The organism is Paenibacillus radicis (ex Xue et al. 2023) (assembly GCF_024722015.1).
In the GTDB taxonomy this organism is placed as follows: Bacteria; Bacillota; Bacilli; order Paenibacillales; family NBRC-103111; genus Paenibacillus_S.
Genome location: NZ_JANQBD010000005.1, coordinates 36,456 through 56,998 on the forward strand (window position 1 = coordinate 36,456; position 20,543 = coordinate 56,998).

The following is a 20,543-nucleotide window of genomic DNA, read 5'->3' on the forward strand; positions in this document are numbered from 1 at the left end:
ACTTGAGTTCATAAATGCCGTACGGAGCTCCTATTTCCACACTCTGCAACAATGTTTAATCCGTGCAAAAAAGTCTACAACCCTTTACCCTGCTATCAAAAAAGTGCGATTGCCGCTTGATAGGGAATCGTCTACAGTGAAGACAACAACTACAGCAGTAGGAGCCAGGAGGCAGTGAAATAATGGAAAATCAATTTAAAAATCCTTCCGCAGAGTACCGTATTCACCCGTTTTGGTTTTGGAACGGAGAGATGAGCAACGATCAAATCAAAAGGCAAATTGCTGAAATGAAACATAAAGGGGTCGGCGGATTTTTTATTTGCCCTCGTCAAGGCTTGCAAATTCCGTATTTGTCAGAGGCCTGGTTTGAAAAAGTGCGTACTGCCGTAGAATGCGCCAAGCAGCATGACATGCATGTATGGTTGTATGACGAATACCCGTATCCAAGCGGCATTGCAGGAGGAGAGGTTACCCTTGAGTATCCTGATGCCAAGCATTGCACTTTGGTTCATCGTTCCGAGCGGGTATCCGGTGGGACCAAGCTTAAGCTGGAGCTGCCATGGGCAAGGATATTGTCCGCACAGGCTGTGCCGGTTTCGCCGGATGGGCAGAGGATGTGGGATCAAGCTGTAGATGTGCGCCATACGATTGGTAATATTCAGGCGGATCAAGTGTTTCAGAAATCAGGCCTTACCGCGTATAACCAGAAACGCTACTTCACTTATCGGACCATTTATCAAATGGATTGGGAGGTTCCGGCAGGTGAATGGGATGTGATCCTGTTCCTTGAGCAGGAAATCGATGATTTCAAGTATTACGGTACCTTCGTGGACCCCTGTCATCGGGAGGCTATTGAATGCTTTATCCGACTGACGCATGACAAGTATGCCTATTATATCGGGGATCACTTCGGTAAAACTATCAAAGGGATGTTTACGGATGAAACGGGGTTGCTTGGAAAAATACCATGGTCCAAGCAATTGCCCGATTATTATAAACAACGGACGGGCCGCGGTATGCAGGAGCAGCTTGGCGCGCTTATTTATTCGGATAGTCCGGGTGCGGCGGAATTCCGCTATGACTACTATCAGTCGATTCATTTACTGCTGCGAGAGGTTTACCATGAGCAGATTTATGACTGGTGTGAACGGCATGGATTGCAGTATGTGGCAGAGGTACCGTCCGTACGCATGACGACACAGCTATTTAGTCATGTTCCAGGTGGAGATTCGGCACATGAGAAGCTCGGCCGTTCATTGGAGTGGATACTCAACAAGTATATGGGACAATTTAGGAATAATCCGAAGATGGTTAGCTCTTTGGCTCGCCAGTTGAACCGGGAACGTAATCTAATTGAATGCTTTCACAGCGTAGGCTGGTCCATGACGCTTCAGGATGCCAAATGGATGATTGACAGGATGGCTGCGCTCGGCACGAATTTTTATAATTTTCATGCCTTCTTTTATACTTTGGACGGTTTGGTCCAGCATGATGCGCCTCCTTCCCAATTTTTGCAAAATCCTTATTGGCCGCACTTTCGTCAGCTTGCAGATTATACGGGGAGGATCAGTTGGTTGATGAGTGAAGGCAAGGCGGATATTCGTATCGCGGTTTTGGATCCAACGACCACGCTCTGGACACATATGGGAAATCCATTTCACCGCTTCGATTATGCGGGAGAGGATCCGGGGGAAAAGAAACGCCTGGAGAAATTACGCGGAGATTGGGAAGAGCTGGGTGTTCAATTGCTCCGAAGCCGTATAGATTTCGATCATTTGGACGCGGAACTGCTTGCTGAGTCGGATCTTTCTGGTGGTACCATTAAGCTGGGAACTGCTGAATATGAAGTACTGATTATACCTCCTGTTACGAATCTGGAGGCTGACGCGTGGAGAAGCATCCGGACTTTTGTTGATAACGGGGGTACCGTAATAGGATTAGGACTGCTTCCATATGAGCTCATTGAAGAGGGCAGTCCTACGGAGCAGGAGGCTGCCGAGCTGTTCGGAGCAGAACTCTCTCTACAAGCGCAGTATTGGAAGAGCATAGCTGCAGCGGTACCAGCGGAAGTGGCAGCACCGGCCGATAGAATCCATGCTGCGGGTTCATGGTCCAAAGGGAGCTGCAGCGCCTATTTCATACCGAGCGGTGGGGGAACTTTCACCAATACAGTGGAAACGCTGCTTGTATTGCTGGACCAAGCAGCTCCAGCCGCTGTAAAGCTGCATACGGAGGGAAGGCATAAGCCCTTCCTGATGCAGACACGGGAGCTCTCCGAGCACAGCGGCGCTGTGTTTATCAGCAACCAAGAAGGGGGCAGAGAGGTCGCGGAACTTCAGATAAATCAGGAGCGTATGCGAGGGACGCACATGAAGCCAGGTTCTGCTTCCTACGAATTCCGGCTGCTCGACTTGGAAACAGGAAATTCGGAGCCCATTGATGCCGCTTTGCAGGATGATGCCTGGAAGATCAGTCTAACCTTTCAACCTTACCAGTCTCATCTATTAATATGGTCACAAACCGAGGAACCGCAAGTGAAAGCTGGATCATCGCAGCAATCTAAATCGAATGCCGTATTGCTATCCAAGCAGGGGCCTTGGGCGGTAAATGCTCTCAGCGAGAATGCAATCCGTCTGGAAAAATTTCAATTGACGATAGGCGTACCGAACAACGAGATGGCAGGTTCCAGCTTCGAGGTTACAGCCAAAACTTTTATTGAGCAATGTCACGATTTGGCTCAGCAGCGGGAATTCCCAGTCGCCTTCCGGCAAATATTTGGAACTCCTCCCAAGCTAAGCATTGCTTATCCGGTTGCCTGCTCGTACCGGATCTCTATTCAAGTAGAGCAAATTCCGCAAGCATGCCGATTATTTATGGATGAATCAGCTATTGCAGGAGATTGGAGGCTTCAGATTAATGGTCAGAGGCTGACCCGTGCTGACTTTAATCACCATGAAGTTTACGATCATCAAAATATTGCATGCGATGTGCTCCCGTATTTGCAGCAGGGCTTAAATGAGATTGTGGTGGAAGTGCAAGTGCTTAAGGATGGAGATGGTGTCGTTGACGCTTTATATTTGCAAGGTCCATTCGGTGTCTTTTTCGCTGAACAAGGTACGGCGATCCTGACAACAGAGCCCTCGGGCATGGCTGATTTACCTGAACTATTTTGTGCGGGTTATCCTTATTATGCAGGTACATTGGTTTATAGACGGACTGTAAAACTCGATGCTCTCATGACCAAGGGGCAGTTTGAACTAAGCTTCAAGGATTGGGATACGCATGACACGGTCGAAGTACTTGTTAATGGCCAGAGTCTCGCAGTCAGACCTTGGTCTCCTTATCTGTGGCAAGGATCTACAGCCATAATAGGTGATAAAGAAAGCTTTGAGGTTGAAATACGGGTGACTGGAACGCTGACGGGTCTATTGGAAGGTAAATATTTTGACTACAACACACATAAAGTGCTGCCTGTGGAAGGTTTGTTATGACAGGAATGGCTGTACGAGAAATATAGTTAAGGAGTTGGCTCTATGAATCAAGTACACACGGAAAAAAGGGCACGGAGGGTTGGAGCCTCTACACAATCGAGATTGTGGAAGGATCTTAAACGGGACAAATATTTGTACATGCTGGCCCTGCCGGGTCTGTTATTTTTCCTTATATTCAAATACGTGCCGATGGCGGAAGTCGTTATTGCTTTTCAAAATTACTCGCCGATTGTCGGTATTCTGAATAGTAAATGGGTTGGATTTATGCATTTTCAAAGATTTTTCTCCAACCCGGATTTCATGCTGTTGTTTCGGAACACGATGGCAATCAGTTTACTGAATTTGGTCTTCTTTTTCCCGCTGCCGATCCTCCTTTCACTAATGTTGAATGAGGTGAGGAATGCCGTATATAAACGGCTTATTCAGTCCATTGTCTACCTGCCGCATTTTTTATCCTGGGTTATTATTGCAGGGCTGACGTTTCTTCTGTTTGCAAAGGGTGAAGGCGTATTCAACAAAATATTGGAAGCCGCCGGTATGGAGAGGATTGGTTTTCTGACGAGTCCGAACTTGTTTTGGATCATGGTGACGGTACAGTCGGCCTGGAAGGAAGCGGGCTGGGGGACCATCGTATTCCTGGCGGCCATGGCCGGCATTGATCCGCAGCTATACGAAGCGTCGCGAATGGACGGGGCCGGAAGATTCCGTCAAATGTGGCATATTACAATGCCTGCAATCCGCAGCGTTATAGTCATCCTCTTAATTTTACGTTTAGGCCATATTATGGATGTAGGCTTCGAGCAAATTTTTCTCATGTATAACGGGGCGGTTTCCCATGTTGCCGAAGTTTTTGATACTTATGTGTACCGAGTAGGTATTCAACAGGCACAATTCAGCTACAGTACGGCTGTGGGGCTGTTCAAATCAGTTGTCGGCTTGGCGCTGGTCGTGCTGTCCAATAAAGTAGCCAAAAAATTCGGCGAAGAAGGCGTATTCTAGCACAATGAAAGCCGAAGCTTACGAAGTAAGTTTCGCTATAAGCGAAACCTTTAGGAGGATAAACCATGAAAGAAAACATAGGAGACCGTATTATTAACGTTACGAACCTGACCCTGCTGGCAATCATTGCAGCAGCGGCCTTTTTCCCGCTATATTATGTCATCGTAGTCTCATTCACGGAGCCTTCCGAGTTTCTGCAAAAGCCGTTCGTGCTGCTGCCGCATGACTGGTCATTGGCTTCCTATCAATATATGCTGTCATCCAAAGCATTCATTCGTTCACTTGGCAACAGCGGTTTTCTGGCAACGGTAGGAACGGCCTGCAGCCTTGTAGTTACAGCAGGTTTGGCGTATGCCTTGTCGCGGAAACGGCTAAGAGGCAGAAGATTGTTTATGTTTCTGATCACGCTCACCATTCTTTTCAGCCCCGGGATCATTCCGAACTATATGGTAGTGCGCCAGTTTCACTTAATAAATAGCTTATGGTCGCTCATTATTCCGGCTTTGGCAAGCGGCTGGAATGTGATTCTGATGAAAAGCTTTTTTGACAGTATTCCAGTGGAGCTTGAGGAATCGGCGGCGATTGATGGAAGCAGCGATCTTTCGACTTGGTTTCGAATTATTTTGCCATTGTCACTGCCTTCGATTGCCGCTTTTGGACTGTTTTACGCGGTTGGTTATTGGAACCAGTACTTCACAGCGCTGCTGTATTTGAACGATGCCACCAAATGGCCGATTCAAGTGCTCCTGCAAAATATGCTGCTAAGCGCCAACAACAGCGATCTGATGGTATCGAGCACCGCTTCCCAAGCACCTCCTTCCACTACACTTCAGATGGCCGCGGTTATTGTGGCAACGGTTCCTATTCTGATTGTTTACCCGTTTTTACAAAAGCATTTTGCCAAGGGTGGCATGGTAGGATCGGTTAAAGGATGAATTGAAAGCTTGTCGTGCCCTTCGGTTCTGAAGCCGGACCTATTAGACTTGAGCGAATAAAGGAGTTCGGATGGCCACCGTTGAAGTTATCACTTACAACAACGTCTTTAGGAAGGTGTCAGTATGTCTCAAAAATCAAAATTCGATTGGCTAAAGGTGCGTAAACAGGATCAAGGCTACCGGCGCAGCTTTTATAAGAAAAGCTTGCTGATGATTGTACTGATTGCTTGTATTCCCGGCTTGATTACGGGTGCGGCCATCTACTGGCTAACTACAGGTAAAATAGAGGGCGAGCTGCAAAGGCTGCATCAAAGCCAGATTAAACAGCGGGCTGAAAATATCGACGATCAGCTTGCTTTCCTGGAGCTTACCTTCTCACACTGGTCCTTCGATCCGAAATTTGACCAGAAGCTGAAGGATATTGATTTTGTATATAAATACGATCAGGTGCAGGAGCTGTACCGAACAATGATCGTGATTGAAGGCTCGCATCCGCTTATTGAGAAGGCGGAGTTTTTTTTAAACAAACCCAAACCACTGACAATGAATAAAGAAAAGTATGTATTTTTGCAAAAAAGCTCGGAGATCGACACCTATAATTCGTATTTGAAGCAGAAAAAAACGATCTTCTGGACAGATACATTTCTAAACAATGCCCAAGAAAGCAATAACAGCGGCAAATCCGAGCTTATGCTAATGACCAAGTTTCCTGGTGGGAGCCTGGAGCCGTTCGGCGTACTGATCGCAACGATCGATGAAGCTAAATTAAGCAAGCTGCTGAGAACGCTGACTCCTTATGACGAGGGCTCCTCTATTCTGATGTCGACAGCAGGGAATTGGTTCCTGACAGGAAGCGGCAAGCGGACAGAGCTCGATTCAGCTTTGAGAGAGGAATACGAGAAGAGGGAGGGCAAGGAGAGCTCGTTTCTGTTTACCCATAACAAGACTACTTATTCCGTTTCCTCGGGGTCTTTCTCAAGACTCGGAAATACATGGACTTATTTGTCCGCGGCTCCTTTGACGGCGATTACATCTCCTGTGCTGTTCGTCTCCAAAGTGATCTTGATGATCAGCTTGGGCGGACTTTTATTGGCATTCCTCTTCTCTTGGCTGGGAACTTCCCGACTGTACACACCGATCGAAAGGCTTCTTGGCCTGCTCGCAGGAAATAAGGAAAGCACGGATCGCTCTGACCATAAGGATGAGTTCGGCATGATCGAAAACCATTGGCTGTCGCTGACCAGTGAAAGTGAATCGCTGCGTAATACTCTTAACCAACAGCTGCCGTTAGTGCGCGAGGGATACATGCTCCAGCTCGTTCAAGGCTATCTGTTTTCTTATTCCGAGCATGATATTCGCGAACGGCTCATGCACTTCGGGCGAGATACTGAAGAGAAGTCATTTGTTGCTATAATGCTGCAGATAAGAGGATTATCCGGGATGGAAGGCCGTTTCTCCTCAGGAGATGAGGAGCTTGTCACCTTCGCGGTCACGAATATTGTCGGGGAGCTGTCGCAAAATAAAGGGCTGGAGCGAGAGATTGTCAACTTCCATGACTTAACAATAGGTGTGCTGCTGATGCTGCCCTCGGATGAATCTCCTAAAAGGCTGCGTATGGAGCTGCATGGTTTCTGTGAGGAGCTTATCCAAGCTATTGGCCGGACGCTAAAGCTGCAAATCACCTTATCCATTAGTAAACAAACCTTACAAATCAAGCAAATCCCTTATATGTTCGAAGAAGCCCGCCATGCGCTTAGCTATCGCGAGCTGCCTGAGGTTAATCAAATTATTGATTTGGAGCAGTTGAACAAAACGGACTCCCAGAGGAAGTTCAGCTATCCCTTTACACTGGAAAAGGAGATCATTCATTCCATCCGGATGGGCTCCGAGGATGAAGCAGCGGAGCTGATCGAGCAGTTCCTGCAGGAGCTGTCTCATGAAGGCTCGACTGAAATGATTGTCAGACAGGGGATGCTGCAGCTGTTGGGCAGTGTGCTTAACTCAATGGTTCAGTCGGGCATGAATCCCATTCATATATTCGAAGGGGCTAACCTGTTCGATCATTTAAGCATGCAGAACAGTCCGGATGAAATGCTCAAATGGTTCAAGCATAAAGTGATCGGAACCTTCGTTCAAGAGCTTATCAGCAAGCAGGATTTCCACTTAAAGCAAATGGTCGAGCAGGTCATGCTGTATTTGAATGAACGTTATATGACTGATTTATCGCTTGATTCTTGTGCTGACCATTTTGGAACGAGTCCCTATACGCTAAGTCGGGCCTTCAAACAAATTTCAGGTATTAATTTTATTGATTATTTAACCAATATTCGCTTAGCGACAGCCAAACAATTGCTGCGTGAGAGCGAGCTGAAAATAACGGAAGTTGCGGAACGGGTAGGTTATCAGCAGAGCTATTTTAATCGCATTTTCAAAAAATATGAAGGTGTCACTCCAAGCCAATACAGAGACATGCTCAGGGAGCATTGAACTGGCAACAGGCCGTAGCTACGCGGAAAATAAGCTGCTTTTACCCGAAAATGGATTACTACTGGTTGTGCAATAAAGTCCAATAACAGGAATGGGCCGTATGCAAGAAAGTGCGATTGTTTGAAGATGTGATTTGGCATACGGTTAAGCTGCAGCAAAGAACTTAAAAGAGAATTTGTATAAGGAATAATAAGGAGGAGTCAAAACAATGATTACAAAGAAAAAGACAGCTATCAGCTTAGCTTCCGTTATGTTGTTAGGAGGGCTATTGTCTGCATGTGGAGGAGGCACGGATCAAGCGCCAACTGCTGGCGCAGGTACGGGAGCACAGCCGGGTAAGGCGGAGGAGCCGCTTAGTCTTAGTATTATGACGATTCTTTTAAATCCCACACCTCCAGCGGATGATAACGCAATCAAGCGGGCTATCGAGAAGGCAACCAACTCCAAAATGAACATCCAATGGGTATCGTCCAATAGCTATTCGGATAAGCTCAATGTAACTCTGGCATCAGGAGATATTGCAGATTTGACCTATATTAACGATCCGTTTTCTCCTGTATTCCGTTCTATGGTACAGCAGGGGGCATTCTGGGATATTACCAATTTCATTAAAGACTACCCGAATCTTTCAAGCAAAATTTCAAAAACAGCTTGGGATTTGACCAAAATGGAAGATGGAAAAAACTATTCTATTCCGCGGCCACGTCCAGCTGAAGCTGACAGTTACTTTATTCTTCGTAAGGATTGGCTGGATGCGGTTGGTATGAAGCCGCCCACTACAACAGATGAATTGTATCAAGTCTTGAAGGCGTTTGCAGAAAATGACCCTGATAAAAATGGCAAAAAGGATACAATAGCTTTCACAGCTAACGTGGAGCCGACTAACTCTGCGGCAACAATGGGAGCGCTTGGCCAAATTGAAAACAGCTTTACCGGTGTAAATGGGAACTGGAAGCTTGTTGACGGTAAAATGGTATTCGTTGCCTTCCTGCCCGAAGCCAGACAAGCGATTGAATTCATGACGAAGCTTGTGAAGGAAAAGCTTATTCCCGAAGATTTTGCATCCATGAAATCGACTCAGGTTGGAGACTTGTTTAAGGCTGGCAAAGCGGGTATGATTACGGAAAAAGCAGGTACAATGATCAATTATTTCACGGAAATCAAAAAAACGACGCCGTCGTTCAAAGAAACGGACTTCTTTCCGCTTACTTCTGTGAATAATTATAATCCTAAGGGACCTGGCTTTGCCGGAACACTGGCTATTCCAAAATCTGTGCCGGAAGCGAAAATGAAGCGTATTTTGAAGCTGGTTGACACGTGGATGAACGATAATGTGTTCGACATCCAAACGTATGGAATGGAAGGCATCGATCATACTGTGAAGGACGGCGTTAAGGTAGTCGATTCCAAAGCGCTGACCGAGCATGGCGGACCGGATTTTAACCAAATTGTGTATGTAGCCGATCCGTATGCAAGCTCAACCAAAATTTTCTTCCCTAAGGAAGCAAACGAGCTGTATAAGAAAATTCAAGATGACCGGACGAAGAACAGTGTTGCCGACATCAGCATTGGATTGTACTCCCCGACGATGCAGCAGTTTTTACCTGAGTTCGTTAAAAATCTTACCGATCTGAAAACCAAAATTTTGCTCGGCTCCGCGCCAATTACGGCATGGGATGATTATATCAATAAAATGAAAAATGATCCGAACGTTGTAAAAATGAGTCAAGAGATCACAGACGCTTACAAGAAGCGGGCAGGCAAGTAGGCAAAGCTGTATGAGCCATATAGATAGAGGGCAAAGAGCTGCTGTTTGACCGCAGGGGACTCGTCTTATGTGCTAAGGAGATAGCCTATAAAATTATCATCATAAAGCAGCATCAGTTCAGCATTATTTGTTGAAGGATGCTGCTTGTTTTGTTTAGAGAATCACCCAAATGTGTGAAATAAAGAAAGGGGAGGATGTTTAATGAGAGAGCATCACAGCAGATCGATTGCCAATTTAGTCGAGGTTTTACAAAAAGACCCGAAGGTTCTCGCACTTATAATCGCAGGCTCTATCGCCAAAGGAATCGAGAGGGAGGATTCAGATATTGATGTATATCTTGTCGTTACGGACGAGGAGTTTGCTGAAAGAGAGGCTCGAAATGATTTATTCTACTTCAATAAAGAAGTATGCGACTACTCTGGTGGTTATATCGATGGCAAGGTTATTCCATACAGCTTCTTGGAAAAGGCGGTTATACGTGGAAGCGAACCGACTAGAGCTTCATTTCTCGGATCTTATGCGGCTTTTTCCAGAATAGAGGGGCTGGATGTACTACTTCAACAAATCCCTGTATATCCCGAGTCCAATCGTGAGAAGAACATGACTGACTTTTATGCGCAGGTGTCCTTGTATGGAAATTATTTTGCCAAAAAAGCGATAGAACAAAACAACCCTTATTTATTGAGCCATTCGGTCAGTAATGTTGTTTTGTTCGCAGGAAGGATGATTCTTGCCTATAACAGGGTGCTGTTTCCATGCCACAAATCCTTCATGCGAGTGGTGGAGAAGGCTGCTGATAAGCCGGATAATTTCGTTGCGTTAGCTAATGAACTTTTACAGCAGCCGACTTTGGAACGCATCACTGCTTTTGTTGAGCTTATAAGCGGGTATCAGGATTGGGGTGTATCCCGTCATCAAGCTGTCAGCATCTTTGTTACGAACAATGAATGGAATTGGTTGGAGACGGAGCCGCCGCTGCAGGACAGATAATTTAAAAACGGCCGTACGGGAGGATTTACTGATTTAAGGTCGAATATTAACTTCATTCCTATAATGTACGCGTGTACACAAAGAGATGAAAGGTGATAAGAATGTCTAACCCTATAAATCGTTTCCCTAATCCTGTGCTTCCGGGAGATCATCCTGACCCTTCTGTGGTTCGGGTTGGCTCTGATTACTACGTTGTCACTTCTACGTTTCAGTACTTTCCTGGTGTGATGATACATCATTCATACGATTTGGTGCACTGGCAGCCGATCGGTCACGTTATTACCCGCCGCAGCCAGCTTGACCTGACCGGAGTACCCGACTCGCATGGCGTATTCGCTCCCGATATTTCTTATTATGATGGGAAGTTTTGGGTGGTTGTGCCGTATTTTCACGGTCAGCCCCGTTGTACGAATGTGTTATATGTTGCTGACCGTCCGGAAGGTCCATACAGTGATGGCATTGTGCTTAATCATCATTTCATTGATCCATCGATCTTCAACGATGACGACGGCAGGCGCTACCTCGCCTTTGGCGGAGGTTGGCTACAAGAACTTGCCGGTGACGGTTCCCGACTGTTGGGTGAGCCGAAACAGGTGTGGTCTGGCACTGGGGGGAGCACGCCTGAAGCGCCTCATATTTTGAAGCGCAGCGGCTGGTATTACTTGTTGTTGGCGGAGGGTGGCACGGCTTTCGGACATAAAGAAACGATAGCCCGCAGCCGTTCGGTGTGGGGGCCTTATGAACCTTGCCCGTTAAATCCGGTTTTAACTCAGCGGGATCCAAACAAACCGCTGCAAAAAGCCGGGCACGGCAAGCTGGTGGATGATCCGCATGGAAACTGGTGGATGCTCCACTTGGGCGGCCGCCCACTGACGCCGAACGGCAGTACACCGCTGGGCCGTGAAACCTTCCTCGAGCCGGTCCGCTGGACAGATGACGGCTGGCTGGAGGTAGGCGACAGTGGTGAGCCGGCGGAGTGGATCGAGCTTCCAGCAGGAATGGAGCGGTTGCCTGGCCCGCACACATACGCCGTTGAAGCCGTCAACGCCTTAGGTGAAACGGATCGGTTCACCGAGCCGCAGCTCTCCCCGGTCTGGGAATGGGTGAGGCATCCGCTGCAGGACAGCTTCAGGCTCACCGGGGAAGGGCTGGAAATGGACTGCGCTCCTTACTCGCTGTACGTTCCAGATGAGACGCTTCTGTTGACACGCCGCTGGGAGCATTTAGCCTTCGAAGCGGAGGTACGCCTCTCCTTCGAACCACAAACGTTAGGCGAAGAAGCCGGACTGCTGCTGTACAGAGACATGGATGGCATGCTGCTGGTCAGCATCCGTAACGGAATAGGGCAAACGTCAGGACAAAAGCTCGATGTCAGCAGGCTGCATGAGAAGCAGGAGCATGACGGACTATATTTGCAAATAGATCGCTCGGAGAAATGCTTCCGCAACCAGCTGTATCAGCAGAAGCTCGAGGTTACGGATGGGACGGACATCTGGCTAAAGACAAGCCTGGATGCCATCAACAGGAGGTTTACGTTTACCTACTCGACAGATGGCGTCAAGTATGAGCCGATTGACCTTACGGTGCCCGCGGACTTCCTGTATCCGGAAAATTTTGCGAGGTACAAGTGCTATACGGCGCCACGGGTTGGTCTGTTTGCTCTTGGGGTCATGTACCAGCCGCAAGGCAAAGCGTTATTCAAGCAATTTACATACCGGGGACAGACCGATTAAGTCGGGTGCATTCAAGACTGTACATTCCGGGAAAAGCAGGTAAGTGGGGGATACACTATGAAATTAATTCCGCAAAGCTTGAAGGTGTATAAACAAAAAAGTATTTTTGTGAAAACATTGTTCTTCTTTAACCTGTTCATATTAATCGCTATTCTGACTTTCGGATATGTTTCGTATACGCAATCCTCTTCCTTGCTTGTTGAAGAAGTTGTTAAATCGAATAATAAATATATCGAGCAGGCACGGGATAATATCGATAAGACGTTAAGGTCTCTCGACGAGCTGTCGTTTCAAATTTCTTTGCAGTCCCAAATTGGAAGGGCTCTCTACCTTTCAGATGAAACGTGGGACCGCGATCAGCTGCTGTTTTTGGATATGATTAAATATTTGAAAAATGTAAAGCTGTCGAACAATTTAATATCGGATATTTGGCTCCAGTTTTACCGTTATCCTGTCGTTGTGAACTACGAATCCAAATATAATAAAGACTATTATTACTCCACTATTTACAAGACCGAGCAAAAATCCGAATGGAACAGCAGCCTTTCCAGCCACCAAGGGTTTGCTTCACTCGGTAGATTCAAAATCTCTTCCTACGGTGTAAGCTCATCCAATATTACATTTATGCGGACGGTTCCACTAAGTGAATTAAAACCGACAGGTGCCCTCTACCTGACTATAAATACGGATAGCTTCTCGGAAATGGTACAAAGGATCAGCGATCCATATCCTGCCTTCGTGTATACTGTGGATGCCAATGGCAAGGTGCTGTTTAACAGCAGAATTCGCAGTGAGCAAGATGAGCTTATTAACACCGTCAAGGAGGCCATTACAGGAGAAGTAAGGAAAATAGACCAGCAGGAAGGGTACCTGAACACAACGATAGACGGCAGGTCGTACCAGGTTGTATTTACCTCATCGAATATAAACGACTGGAAATATATTAGCATCGTTCCCACTGCTTTTATTACGGAAAAGGCGAACAAAATCGGGCAGTTCACGTTTATAGCGGCTCTAATTTGCCTGGCAGGCGGGCTGGTTATGTCTTACTTTTTAACGAACCGGATTTACCGCCCTATCAATAAGATCATAAGCTATATCAGCTTATTTACCCGCAAGCATACAGATCGCCCGGAGCATTTGAAAGAAGATGAGCTTGGGTTTATCGATAGAATAATTAATTATGTGTACTATGAAAATCAGAGCTTGAGGGACTCCTTTGAAAAAAACTTGCCTGCTCTTCAGCAAAAGTTTCTTTATGATCTGATTGAGGGCAGAGTTTCGTCTGTTAATTTCGAAGGACTTGCCGAAGAACTGCAAATGGAATTTAAATATGATGCTTTTCAGATCATTGTTTTTGAAACGGTCGATTTTTCTCTGGAGGATCGAATCAGCCCTTATTACCATAATATTTTGGAGCTAATCGATGGGATGGCTGGTGCAGCGGACGGATCGGGAGAAGCCCATATGACGGTGAAATCGATTCGTAAGCGAAATGATAAAATTATATCTTTATTAAATTTGGATCACAGTAGTCCGAAGCCGGAAATCATTCATGATTTTATACGGCAGGTTACCTCTTATTTCGAGCGGGAGCATGGCCGGACATTTACGGTAGGGATAGGCAATGTACACAGGCTGGCGGAGGAGGTCCCTTTATCCTATGTGGAAGCGCTGTCGGCCCTTCAGTATAAGATCGTCAAAGGAGAGGGCAGTGTCATATTCGTGGACGAAGTTGGCAAGACGCCGGAGCGCTCCTTTATATATTCGATTGAAACAGAGAAGCATATCATCAATTGTGTTAAAACAGGCAATATGCAGGCTCTGCGTCAGCACTTATTACTAATATGGGGCGACAATCTGAAGGTAGGGGACTTCACGCCCGAGATTATTTCCAACCTCTTCCAAGCTTTGACTGGCACCGCTATCAGGACCATCTATGAAGTACAATCGACTGCCGGTGAAATATTCGGCGATTCCTTCGATTTATATAAAGAAGTCAATGCCTGTGCAAGGCTGCAGGACAAGAAGGAGTTCATCGAGAGGATATTCAGCAGCATCAGTCAATGGATTCAACAGAAGAAGCAGGGGCAGAACACCAGTTTATTTAATCAGATTCAAGAGTATGTGGAGCATAATTATCATTTGGATTTGTCCCTCACTATTTTGGGTGAAAATATTGGATTGTCTCCCTCCTACCTCAGCAGTATTTTTAAAGAAACTACGGGCATGAATTTCGTGGATTACATTAATACAAGGCGTGTTGATCAAGCAAAAATCATGCTGCGGCAAACGAATGAAACGGTCGTTGAAATTTCCGACAAGGTGGGATTTACAAATTCCAATACGTTCATCCGTGTATTCAAAAGGCATGAAGGGATCACACCGGGTCAATTCAGACAAATGCGCATGACAGAAGAAGGCTAGTGCCAATTAACCGCTAATGCACCAGCAAGGACGCCGTGAGGCGTCCATTTTCCTTTTTTTAAGGTGTCAAATCACAGGAAAAGCCGATTCATCTAAAATATTAATGCTTGTCAAAATAGAAAAAAGCTGATGTTTCAAAAGAATAGTCGATATACGAAATACTTGTGAACGTTTACATTTAGAGGGCGAGCTGCTGAATCACTGAAGCATCACCCGAACTTGAAAGGAGAGTCAGAGCCATTGTCTAAAAACACTGCATTTGCCGCGAAGCCATCGACTGTCATGGAGGTTCGAAAAGCATCAAGCAGAAGAAACACTTGGAAGAAAGCAATGCCCTACTATCTGATGTTTTTGCTTCCACTTTTGTATTATCTCATTTTCCGATATGTTCCTGTTATTATGGCCGTTGTTATCTCATTGACGGATTACAATATTTATAAGGGAATTGCTGCGAGTGAATGGGCTGGATTGAAGCATTTTATCGATTTTTTCGATTCGGTTTACTTCGGCCGGCTGCTTCGGAATACATTGATGATTAATTTATTAAATCTTATCTTCGTGTTTCCGGCGCCGATTATTTTCGCACTCCTTTTAAATGAGGTTCGTAAAACGGTTATCAAGCGTACGGTTCAGACGATCAGCTATTTGCCCCATTTTGTATCCACCGTTATTGTGGCTAGTATGGCTGTAACCTTTCTGTCGCCGAGTGTTGGGTTAATCAACAATATTTTAGTGAAATTCGGAATGGAACGAACTAATTTCTTGCTGGACCCGAACTACTTTTGGGGGATTTATACGGCTCTTGATTTGTGGAAAACATTAGGCTGGTCGGCTATTTTGTATTTTGCCACTTTAACAGGCATTAATACGGAGCTGTACGAAGCGGCCAGAGTAGATGGCGCCAATCGCTGGAAGCAAACCTGGCATATTACACTTCCCGGCATTGCACCTACCATTATCATTCTGCTGCTGCTGAAAATTGGCGATATGCTGGAGGTTGGCTATGAGTTAATTGTGCTCTTATACAACCCCAATACGTATTTGACTGCAGATGTAATAGGCACCTATGTGTACCGCAGAGGAATTTTGGATGCTAACTACAGCTTTGCTTCCGCCGTCGGACTGTTCCAATCGGTTATGGGGCTTATTCTTATCATTATTGCGAACCGATTGGCAAGAAAATACTCGGAAACTAGTCTTTGGTAGGAGGGAGGAAATCAGATGGCATTCCATCGCATGACGCTGGGAGGACTGGCGTTCACAATAATCAACACAATCATATTGGGTTTAGTTATGGTTGTGACCTTGTACCCGTTTTTGTATGTTGTATCCGCCTCATTAAGCGATCAGCTCTTCATTCAGCAAGGGAGAGTGGGAATCATTCCGATGGGGTTCCAATGGGAAGCCTATAGAAGAGTGCTTGAATTCCCGATGCTCGGAAGATCCTATTTGAATACCGTTACCTATACAGTAGTTGGTACAGCCATCAGCTTGGCATTAACCATATGCGCGGCCTATCCGCTATCAAGAAAAGAATTGCCCGGACGCAAGCTTCTGACAGGCATTGTACTGCTTCCTATGCTGTTCAGTGGCGGACTGATACCGACCTTTCTCGTTGTAAATGCCCTCGGCATGAGAGATTCGATATGGGCTATCGTCATTCCGACCGCTATTACTTCCTTTTATGTATTTATCCAAAGGACCTTCTTCGAGCAAATTCCGCTGGAGGTGGAGGATGCCGCCAAAATTGACGGCTGCTCGATGGTTCAAACCTTAATCAAAATTATTTTGCCGTTATCGGTTCCGTCCTTGGTGACGATAGGATTATTTTATGCGGTCAATCAATGGAACAGCTTTTTCCCTGCGATGATTTATTTGAATGATGAGAACTTGTTTCCGGTTCAAATCCTGCTGCGTTCCATCGTTATTCAGAATCAGACGGATCAGGTTATGGTGGACGTGTTTGATGATAAAAGCCTGATCAGTGAATCGATAAAGTATGCGACGCTGGTCGTGGCTACACTGCCGATATTGATTATCTATCCTTTTATCCAGAAATATTTTGTCCAAGGTTCGATGATGGGGTCGATTAAAGGCTAACAGATCCGTGAGGTTCATGTAATTGAATGGTTTGAAGATCCAGGGAACAACCCTTGATTGAATAAATGAGATGAGAAAAAAGGAGGCGTCACTATGTTGAAATCACAGTGGATGAAAGGCTTGACAGGTGCAGTTGTTGTATCGGTTGCCCTAACGGGATGCCAGACTGGCAGCAATGAGAAGGCTGTAAGTGCTCCGGAGGCCAAGGCTGGCGAGCAAGGAAACAAACAGGCGAATGCCGATGGGAAGGTGCTGGATAAAAAGATAGAAATCAGCGTCTTTATGAAGCCAAGACCTGAGTCTGTCGAATCGAATGATTTGCTTTGGATGAAGCCCATCTCAGATCAGACCAACGTTAATTTCAAATGGCTAAAGGCACCTACCGACAACAATGATTATATTGAAAAATTTAATTTGACACTTGCAGGCGGAAGCCTGCCGGATCTTATGCAAGCTACACCGGATTTATTGAATAAGGGCGGGGAGAACGGCGTTTTTGAGCCTTTAAACAAGCTGATCGACCAATACATGCCTAATTTCAAGAAATTAGTGGAGAAAAATCCTGCGATTCTGAAGGATATTAAGTCCGATGACGGCAACATCTATTTCTTTCCGCAAATCTCCGCCGTCAAAACAATTAACCTGCAAATTTACCGTCAGGACTGGCTCGATAAGCTTGGCTTGAAGGAGCCTAAGACAACGGATGAGATCTATCAGGTATTGAAGGCTTTTAAAGAAAAGGATCCGAACGGCAATGGCAAAAATGATGAAATTCCATTCACAACACGGAATAAAGTTAAAGGCCTGCTGCCATTCGTAGAGCCGTTTGGCGTTTCGTTTGAAGAAGAGTTTTATGTGGACAACGGCAAGGTTAAATACACATTTACCGATCCTAGGCTGAAGGATGCACTTGCCTTTACCGCCAAGCTGTACAGCGAGGGCTTGATCGATAAGGAATACATTACGAACGACCAGAAAATATGGGAATCCAGATTTTCGAATGAAGTATCCGGAGCTACCTTCGACTCTTTCCCACGCGTTGATTATTTGGAGAAGCTGATTGCGAAGGTCAATCCTAATGTGAACATGACGGGAGTGATTCCTCCACAAGGGCCGAACGGCGCTCCTCCCTACACCAAGAGCCAGCAGACTCTGATTAAGGATGGCTTTGCTATCAGCTCGAAATCGAAATACAAGGTGGAGCTGGCCAAAGTGCATGATTGGTTCTACAGTCCGGAAGGGCAGCTTGCGATGAACTTTGGTAAGCTTGGCGAGACTTATACCATGGAAAATAATGAACCTAAGTATACGGACTTGGTCATGAAGGATAAGAACAATTCCCCGTTGATCAAAATGTATGAGCTCGGACACCGCGAGTTTGCTTACGCATGGGATATCCGTTATGAGAATGCAATGGTTCCACCTAAATTGGCTAAAATCCGCGATTCCGTAACACCGTTTATTAAAGATAAGTATCCGGTCACTCTTTCGTTCAAGCAGCCGGAGCGAGACGTTCTTAACTCCAAATTTACAGAAATTACAACCTATAAGGACGAAATGCTGAACAAGTTCATTATGGGCTCTGAGCCGCTTAGCAAGTTCGACGATTATGTGAAGCAAATTGATAAAATGGGTATAGATGCCGTATTGAAAATTCAACAAGCCTCTTACGACAGATATGTAAAAAGATAATTAACAAGACTGATATGAAGTATAAGCACAAAAGGCTATCTTATATGCGGCTGGAGATAGCCGCTTATGAGATAGCCTTGTTTTAAATAAACTAGTATACGGTGTAGTTGCCCTTGTACAAGTTAGAAGAACCATCGGATCTCGTGTTGCCTTTAACTTTAGCCGAGCCGCCTACCGCATTAACGATATATCCGACTCCATCAAGATTGACGCTATTGTCTTTAAAGTCATTGTTGGTACCGGTCGGGTAGCTTGAACCATGAGTGCGATTTTGGAACGCATCGACCACATTGCTGTTGCCGTTACGGCTGCCAGTATTGTTGTAAATTTTGGAGTTAACGCCTTTCACGTCAATAAAGCTGTCCGCCGAGTTAGCGCCGCTTATTCCCGTCCCGTTGAAGGAGCAATATTCCACCAGCGTTCCGTCTGCACCTTCTTTAATATCAATGTGCTCAGCTGTAATACCTGGACCGAAAGTTGTATAACGAATTACGTTGCCTATCACCGTATGCTCATAAGCAGCGCTCTCATCTGATCCTACGTAAGCACCTTCACCGTAACCGGCTTGATATTTTCCAGTATCATGAATGTTGGAGCTATCGAGTGTATTGTAGGAGCTTCCATCGCGGAAATGAACGCCTTCGTCACCGATATTGTAGATTTCCGCTTTGTAGATCAAGTTGTTATTCCCGTTGTCTATCATAATGCCCTTCTGTGCTCTTGTAACTTTAATATCACGAATTTCCCAGTAATCCCCTGTCAAATGGATGCCGTAAGACCCGTCATTGGTAGCGGGACCTTGCAGTACCGGAGGATTGGCAGGGTCGCAGCCTTTAATCACGATGTGATTGCTGGAAGTGCCGCTTGCGCCGGAATAGAAGACTCCAGTTGGAACACCGCTTCCATCCACTTTAGGGTCGCCGCTTGTAGCCCGGACACCTGAATAAGTTCCAGGCGCGATCTTGATTACTGTTCCAGCGATTGCATTTTTCATCGCATCCTGAATGGCTGAAGCAGAGCTTAAAGCGTCCGTACATCCGGTCGTACCGCCGGCTTGTGTGGTTGCGCTCGCGGTGTTGCTCGCTGCGGATTGGTTGCCTGCCGCATCTTTGGCTTTCACATAATAGCTGTAAGTGGTGGACGCACTCAAACCGGTATCGCTAGTGGAAGCTGCTGTTACCGATTTCAAGAAGCTGCCTCCGCGGTATACGTCATATCCCGTTACTCCAACATTGTCTGTAGAAGCAGTCCAGCTCAAATTGATTTGGCTGCTTGAAGCTGCCGAAGCTCCCAAATTAGTTGGTGCTGTCGGAGCTGTTGTATCTCCGCCTCCCGTACCGGAGACAACAACCAGCTGCGGTTTATTGGACGCATTCTCATTGCTATTGATTTCAGTATACTTTCCGGCGGTTTCCGATAAAACGAAGGAAGCAATACCGTCGCCGCTCGCTTGGGCTTGAACGTAGGCCGTTACATCAATTTCAACATATTGGAAGGCTGCTGTTAGGGGTGCGCTGTTGATAGAGCTGCCTGTTGTCGGTTTGGTGTTCCATGTGATTGCGCCTTGTGTCCAGCTATCTGTCGTTTGCGAAGCAGTTAAGGTCGAGGCTGCAGATGCTTTGGCATATAATCGGAGCTTCGCGCTGGTTACACCCGAAAGTCCGCTCAAACTGAATTTAAGAAACGCGAGCCGATCTGCTCCGCTTGAGCTTTTTACGAACATCGAAGTATCAGTACCGAAGTTTGTAGTTGCATTGCTTTGATACACATAGGAATCATCGGTAGGATTTAGTGTGGAGGTGGCGCCAAATACTACACCCACATTCAGTATGGATACGAATAAAAGAATACTCATTAGCCAACCAGTTAATTGGATAGACCTATTCACGGCTTCAGCTCCTTAATAATGAACTTCCTGAAG

The 20,543-nt window shown here is 46.0% G+C and carries 12 protein-coding genes; 11 read left to right on the plus strand and 1 reads right to left on the minus strand.

From position 1 onward, the window contains the following. Positions 1-182 precede the first annotated feature (182 nt). The 11 genes from NV381_RS08350 (at position 183) to NV381_RS08400 (ending at position 18,622) form a co-directional block, all read left to right on the plus strand. Positions 183-3,491, plus strand: a complete 3,309-nt coding sequence (locus tag NV381_RS08350; protein WP_258212815.1) for a hypothetical protein — start codon at positions 183-185, stop codon at positions 3,489-3,491. Positions 3,492-3,533: 42 nt separating this feature from the next. Further along, on the plus strand, positions 3,534-4,490 hold the full coding sequence (locus tag NV381_RS08355) for an ABC transporter permease (protein WP_258212816.1): 957 nt from the start codon (positions 3,534-3,536) through the stop codon (positions 4,488-4,490). Positions 4,491-4,555: 65 nt separating this feature from the next. Continuing rightward, entirely contained in the window at positions 4,556-5,425 is an 870-nt protein-coding gene (locus tag NV381_RS08360; RefSeq protein ID WP_258212817.1) for a carbohydrate ABC transporter permease, read from the plus strand. Between the two features lie 123 nt (positions 5,426-5,548). Next, complete coding sequence (locus tag NV381_RS08365) at positions 5,549-7,912, plus strand: AraC family transcriptional regulator (protein ID WP_258212818.1); 2,364 nt, start codon at positions 5,549-5,551, stop codon at positions 7,910-7,912. 208 nt (positions 7,913-8,120) lie between these two features. After that, on the plus strand, positions 8,121-9,680 hold the full coding sequence (locus NV381_RS08370; protein ID WP_258212819.1) for an extracellular solute-binding protein: 1,560 nt from the start codon (positions 8,121-8,123) through the stop codon (positions 9,678-9,680). A 201-nt stretch (positions 9,681-9,881) separates the two neighbouring features. Continuing rightward, on the plus strand, positions 9,882-10,670 hold the full coding sequence (locus NV381_RS08375) for a nucleotidyltransferase domain-containing protein (RefSeq protein WP_258212820.1): 789 nt from the start codon (positions 9,882-9,884) through the stop codon (positions 10,668-10,670). Positions 10,671-10,771: 101 nt separating this feature from the next. Next, positions 10,772-12,403, plus strand: a complete 1,632-nt coding sequence (locus NV381_RS08380) for a glycoside hydrolase family 43 protein (protein ID WP_258212821.1) — start codon at positions 10,772-10,774, stop codon at positions 12,401-12,403. A 57-nt stretch (positions 12,404-12,460) separates the two neighbouring features. Further along, positions 12,461-14,830 carry a helix-turn-helix domain-containing protein gene (locus NV381_RS08385; protein ID WP_258212822.1) on the plus strand — a complete coding sequence of 790 codons (2,370 nt, stop codon included), beginning with the start codon at positions 12,461-12,463 and terminating at the stop codon, positions 14,828-14,830. Between the two features lie 282 nt (positions 14,831-15,112). Continuing rightward, positions 15,113-16,036: an ABC transporter permease gene (locus NV381_RS08390; RefSeq protein ID WP_419182252.1), complete on the plus strand. Its 924-nt coding sequence runs from the start codon at positions 15,113-15,115 to the stop codon at positions 16,034-16,036. Positions 16,037-16,051: 15 nt separating this feature from the next. Next, positions 16,052-16,930, plus strand: a complete 879-nt coding sequence (locus NV381_RS08395) for a carbohydrate ABC transporter permease (protein WP_258212824.1) — start codon at positions 16,052-16,054, stop codon at positions 16,928-16,930. 93 nt (positions 16,931-17,023) lie between these two features. Continuing rightward, a complete protein-coding gene (locus NV381_RS08400; protein ID WP_258212825.1) occupies positions 17,024-18,622 on the plus strand; it encodes an extracellular solute-binding protein in 1,599 nt (532 codons plus the stop codon). A 91-nt stretch (positions 18,623-18,713) separates the two neighbouring features. Here the strand turns inward: NV381_RS08400 and NV381_RS08405 are convergent, their stop codons facing one another. After that, positions 18,714-20,510 carry a DUF7594 domain-containing protein gene (locus NV381_RS08405; protein WP_258212826.1) on the minus strand — a complete coding sequence of 599 codons (1,797 nt, stop codon included), beginning with the start codon at positions 20,508-20,510 and terminating at the stop codon, positions 18,714-18,716. Positions 20,511-20,543: the final 33 nt, after the last annotated feature.

Bases quoted from the DNA above. Each gene is read 5' to 3' on its own strand.
- NV381_RS08350 (WP_258212815.1), top strand. From the start codon at position 183: ATGGAAAATCAATTTAAAAATCCTTCCGCAGAGTACCGTATTCACCCG.
- NV381_RS08355 (WP_258212816.1), top strand. From the start codon at position 3,534: ATGAATCAAGTACACACGGAAAAAAGGGCACGGAGGGTTGGAGCCTCT.
- NV381_RS08360 (WP_258212817.1), top strand. From the start codon at position 4,556: ATGAAAGAAAACATAGGAGACCGTATTATTAACGTTACGAACCTGACC.
- NV381_RS08365 (WP_258212818.1), top strand. From the start codon at position 5,549: ATGTCTCAAAAATCAAAATTCGATTGGCTAAAGGTGCGTAAACAGGAT.
- NV381_RS08370 (WP_258212819.1), top strand. From the start codon at position 8,121: ATGATTACAAAGAAAAAGACAGCTATCAGCTTAGCTTCCGTTATGTTG.
- NV381_RS08375 (WP_258212820.1), top strand. From the start codon at position 9,882: ATGAGAGAGCATCACAGCAGATCGATTGCCAATTTAGTCGAGGTTTTA.
- NV381_RS08380 (WP_258212821.1), top strand. From the start codon at position 10,772: ATGTCTAACCCTATAAATCGTTTCCCTAATCCTGTGCTTCCGGGAGAT.
- NV381_RS08385 (WP_258212822.1), top strand. From the start codon at position 12,461: ATGAAATTAATTCCGCAAAGCTTGAAGGTGTATAAACAAAAAAGTATT.
- NV381_RS08390 (WP_419182252.1), top strand. From the start codon at position 15,113: ATGGAGGTTCGAAAAGCATCAAGCAGAAGAAACACTTGGAAGAAAGCA.
- NV381_RS08395 (WP_258212824.1), top strand. From the start codon at position 16,052: ATGGCATTCCATCGCATGACGCTGGGAGGACTGGCGTTCACAATAATC.
- NV381_RS08400 (WP_258212825.1), top strand. From the start codon at position 17,024: ATGTTGAAATCACAGTGGATGAAAGGCTTGACAGGTGCAGTTGTTGTA.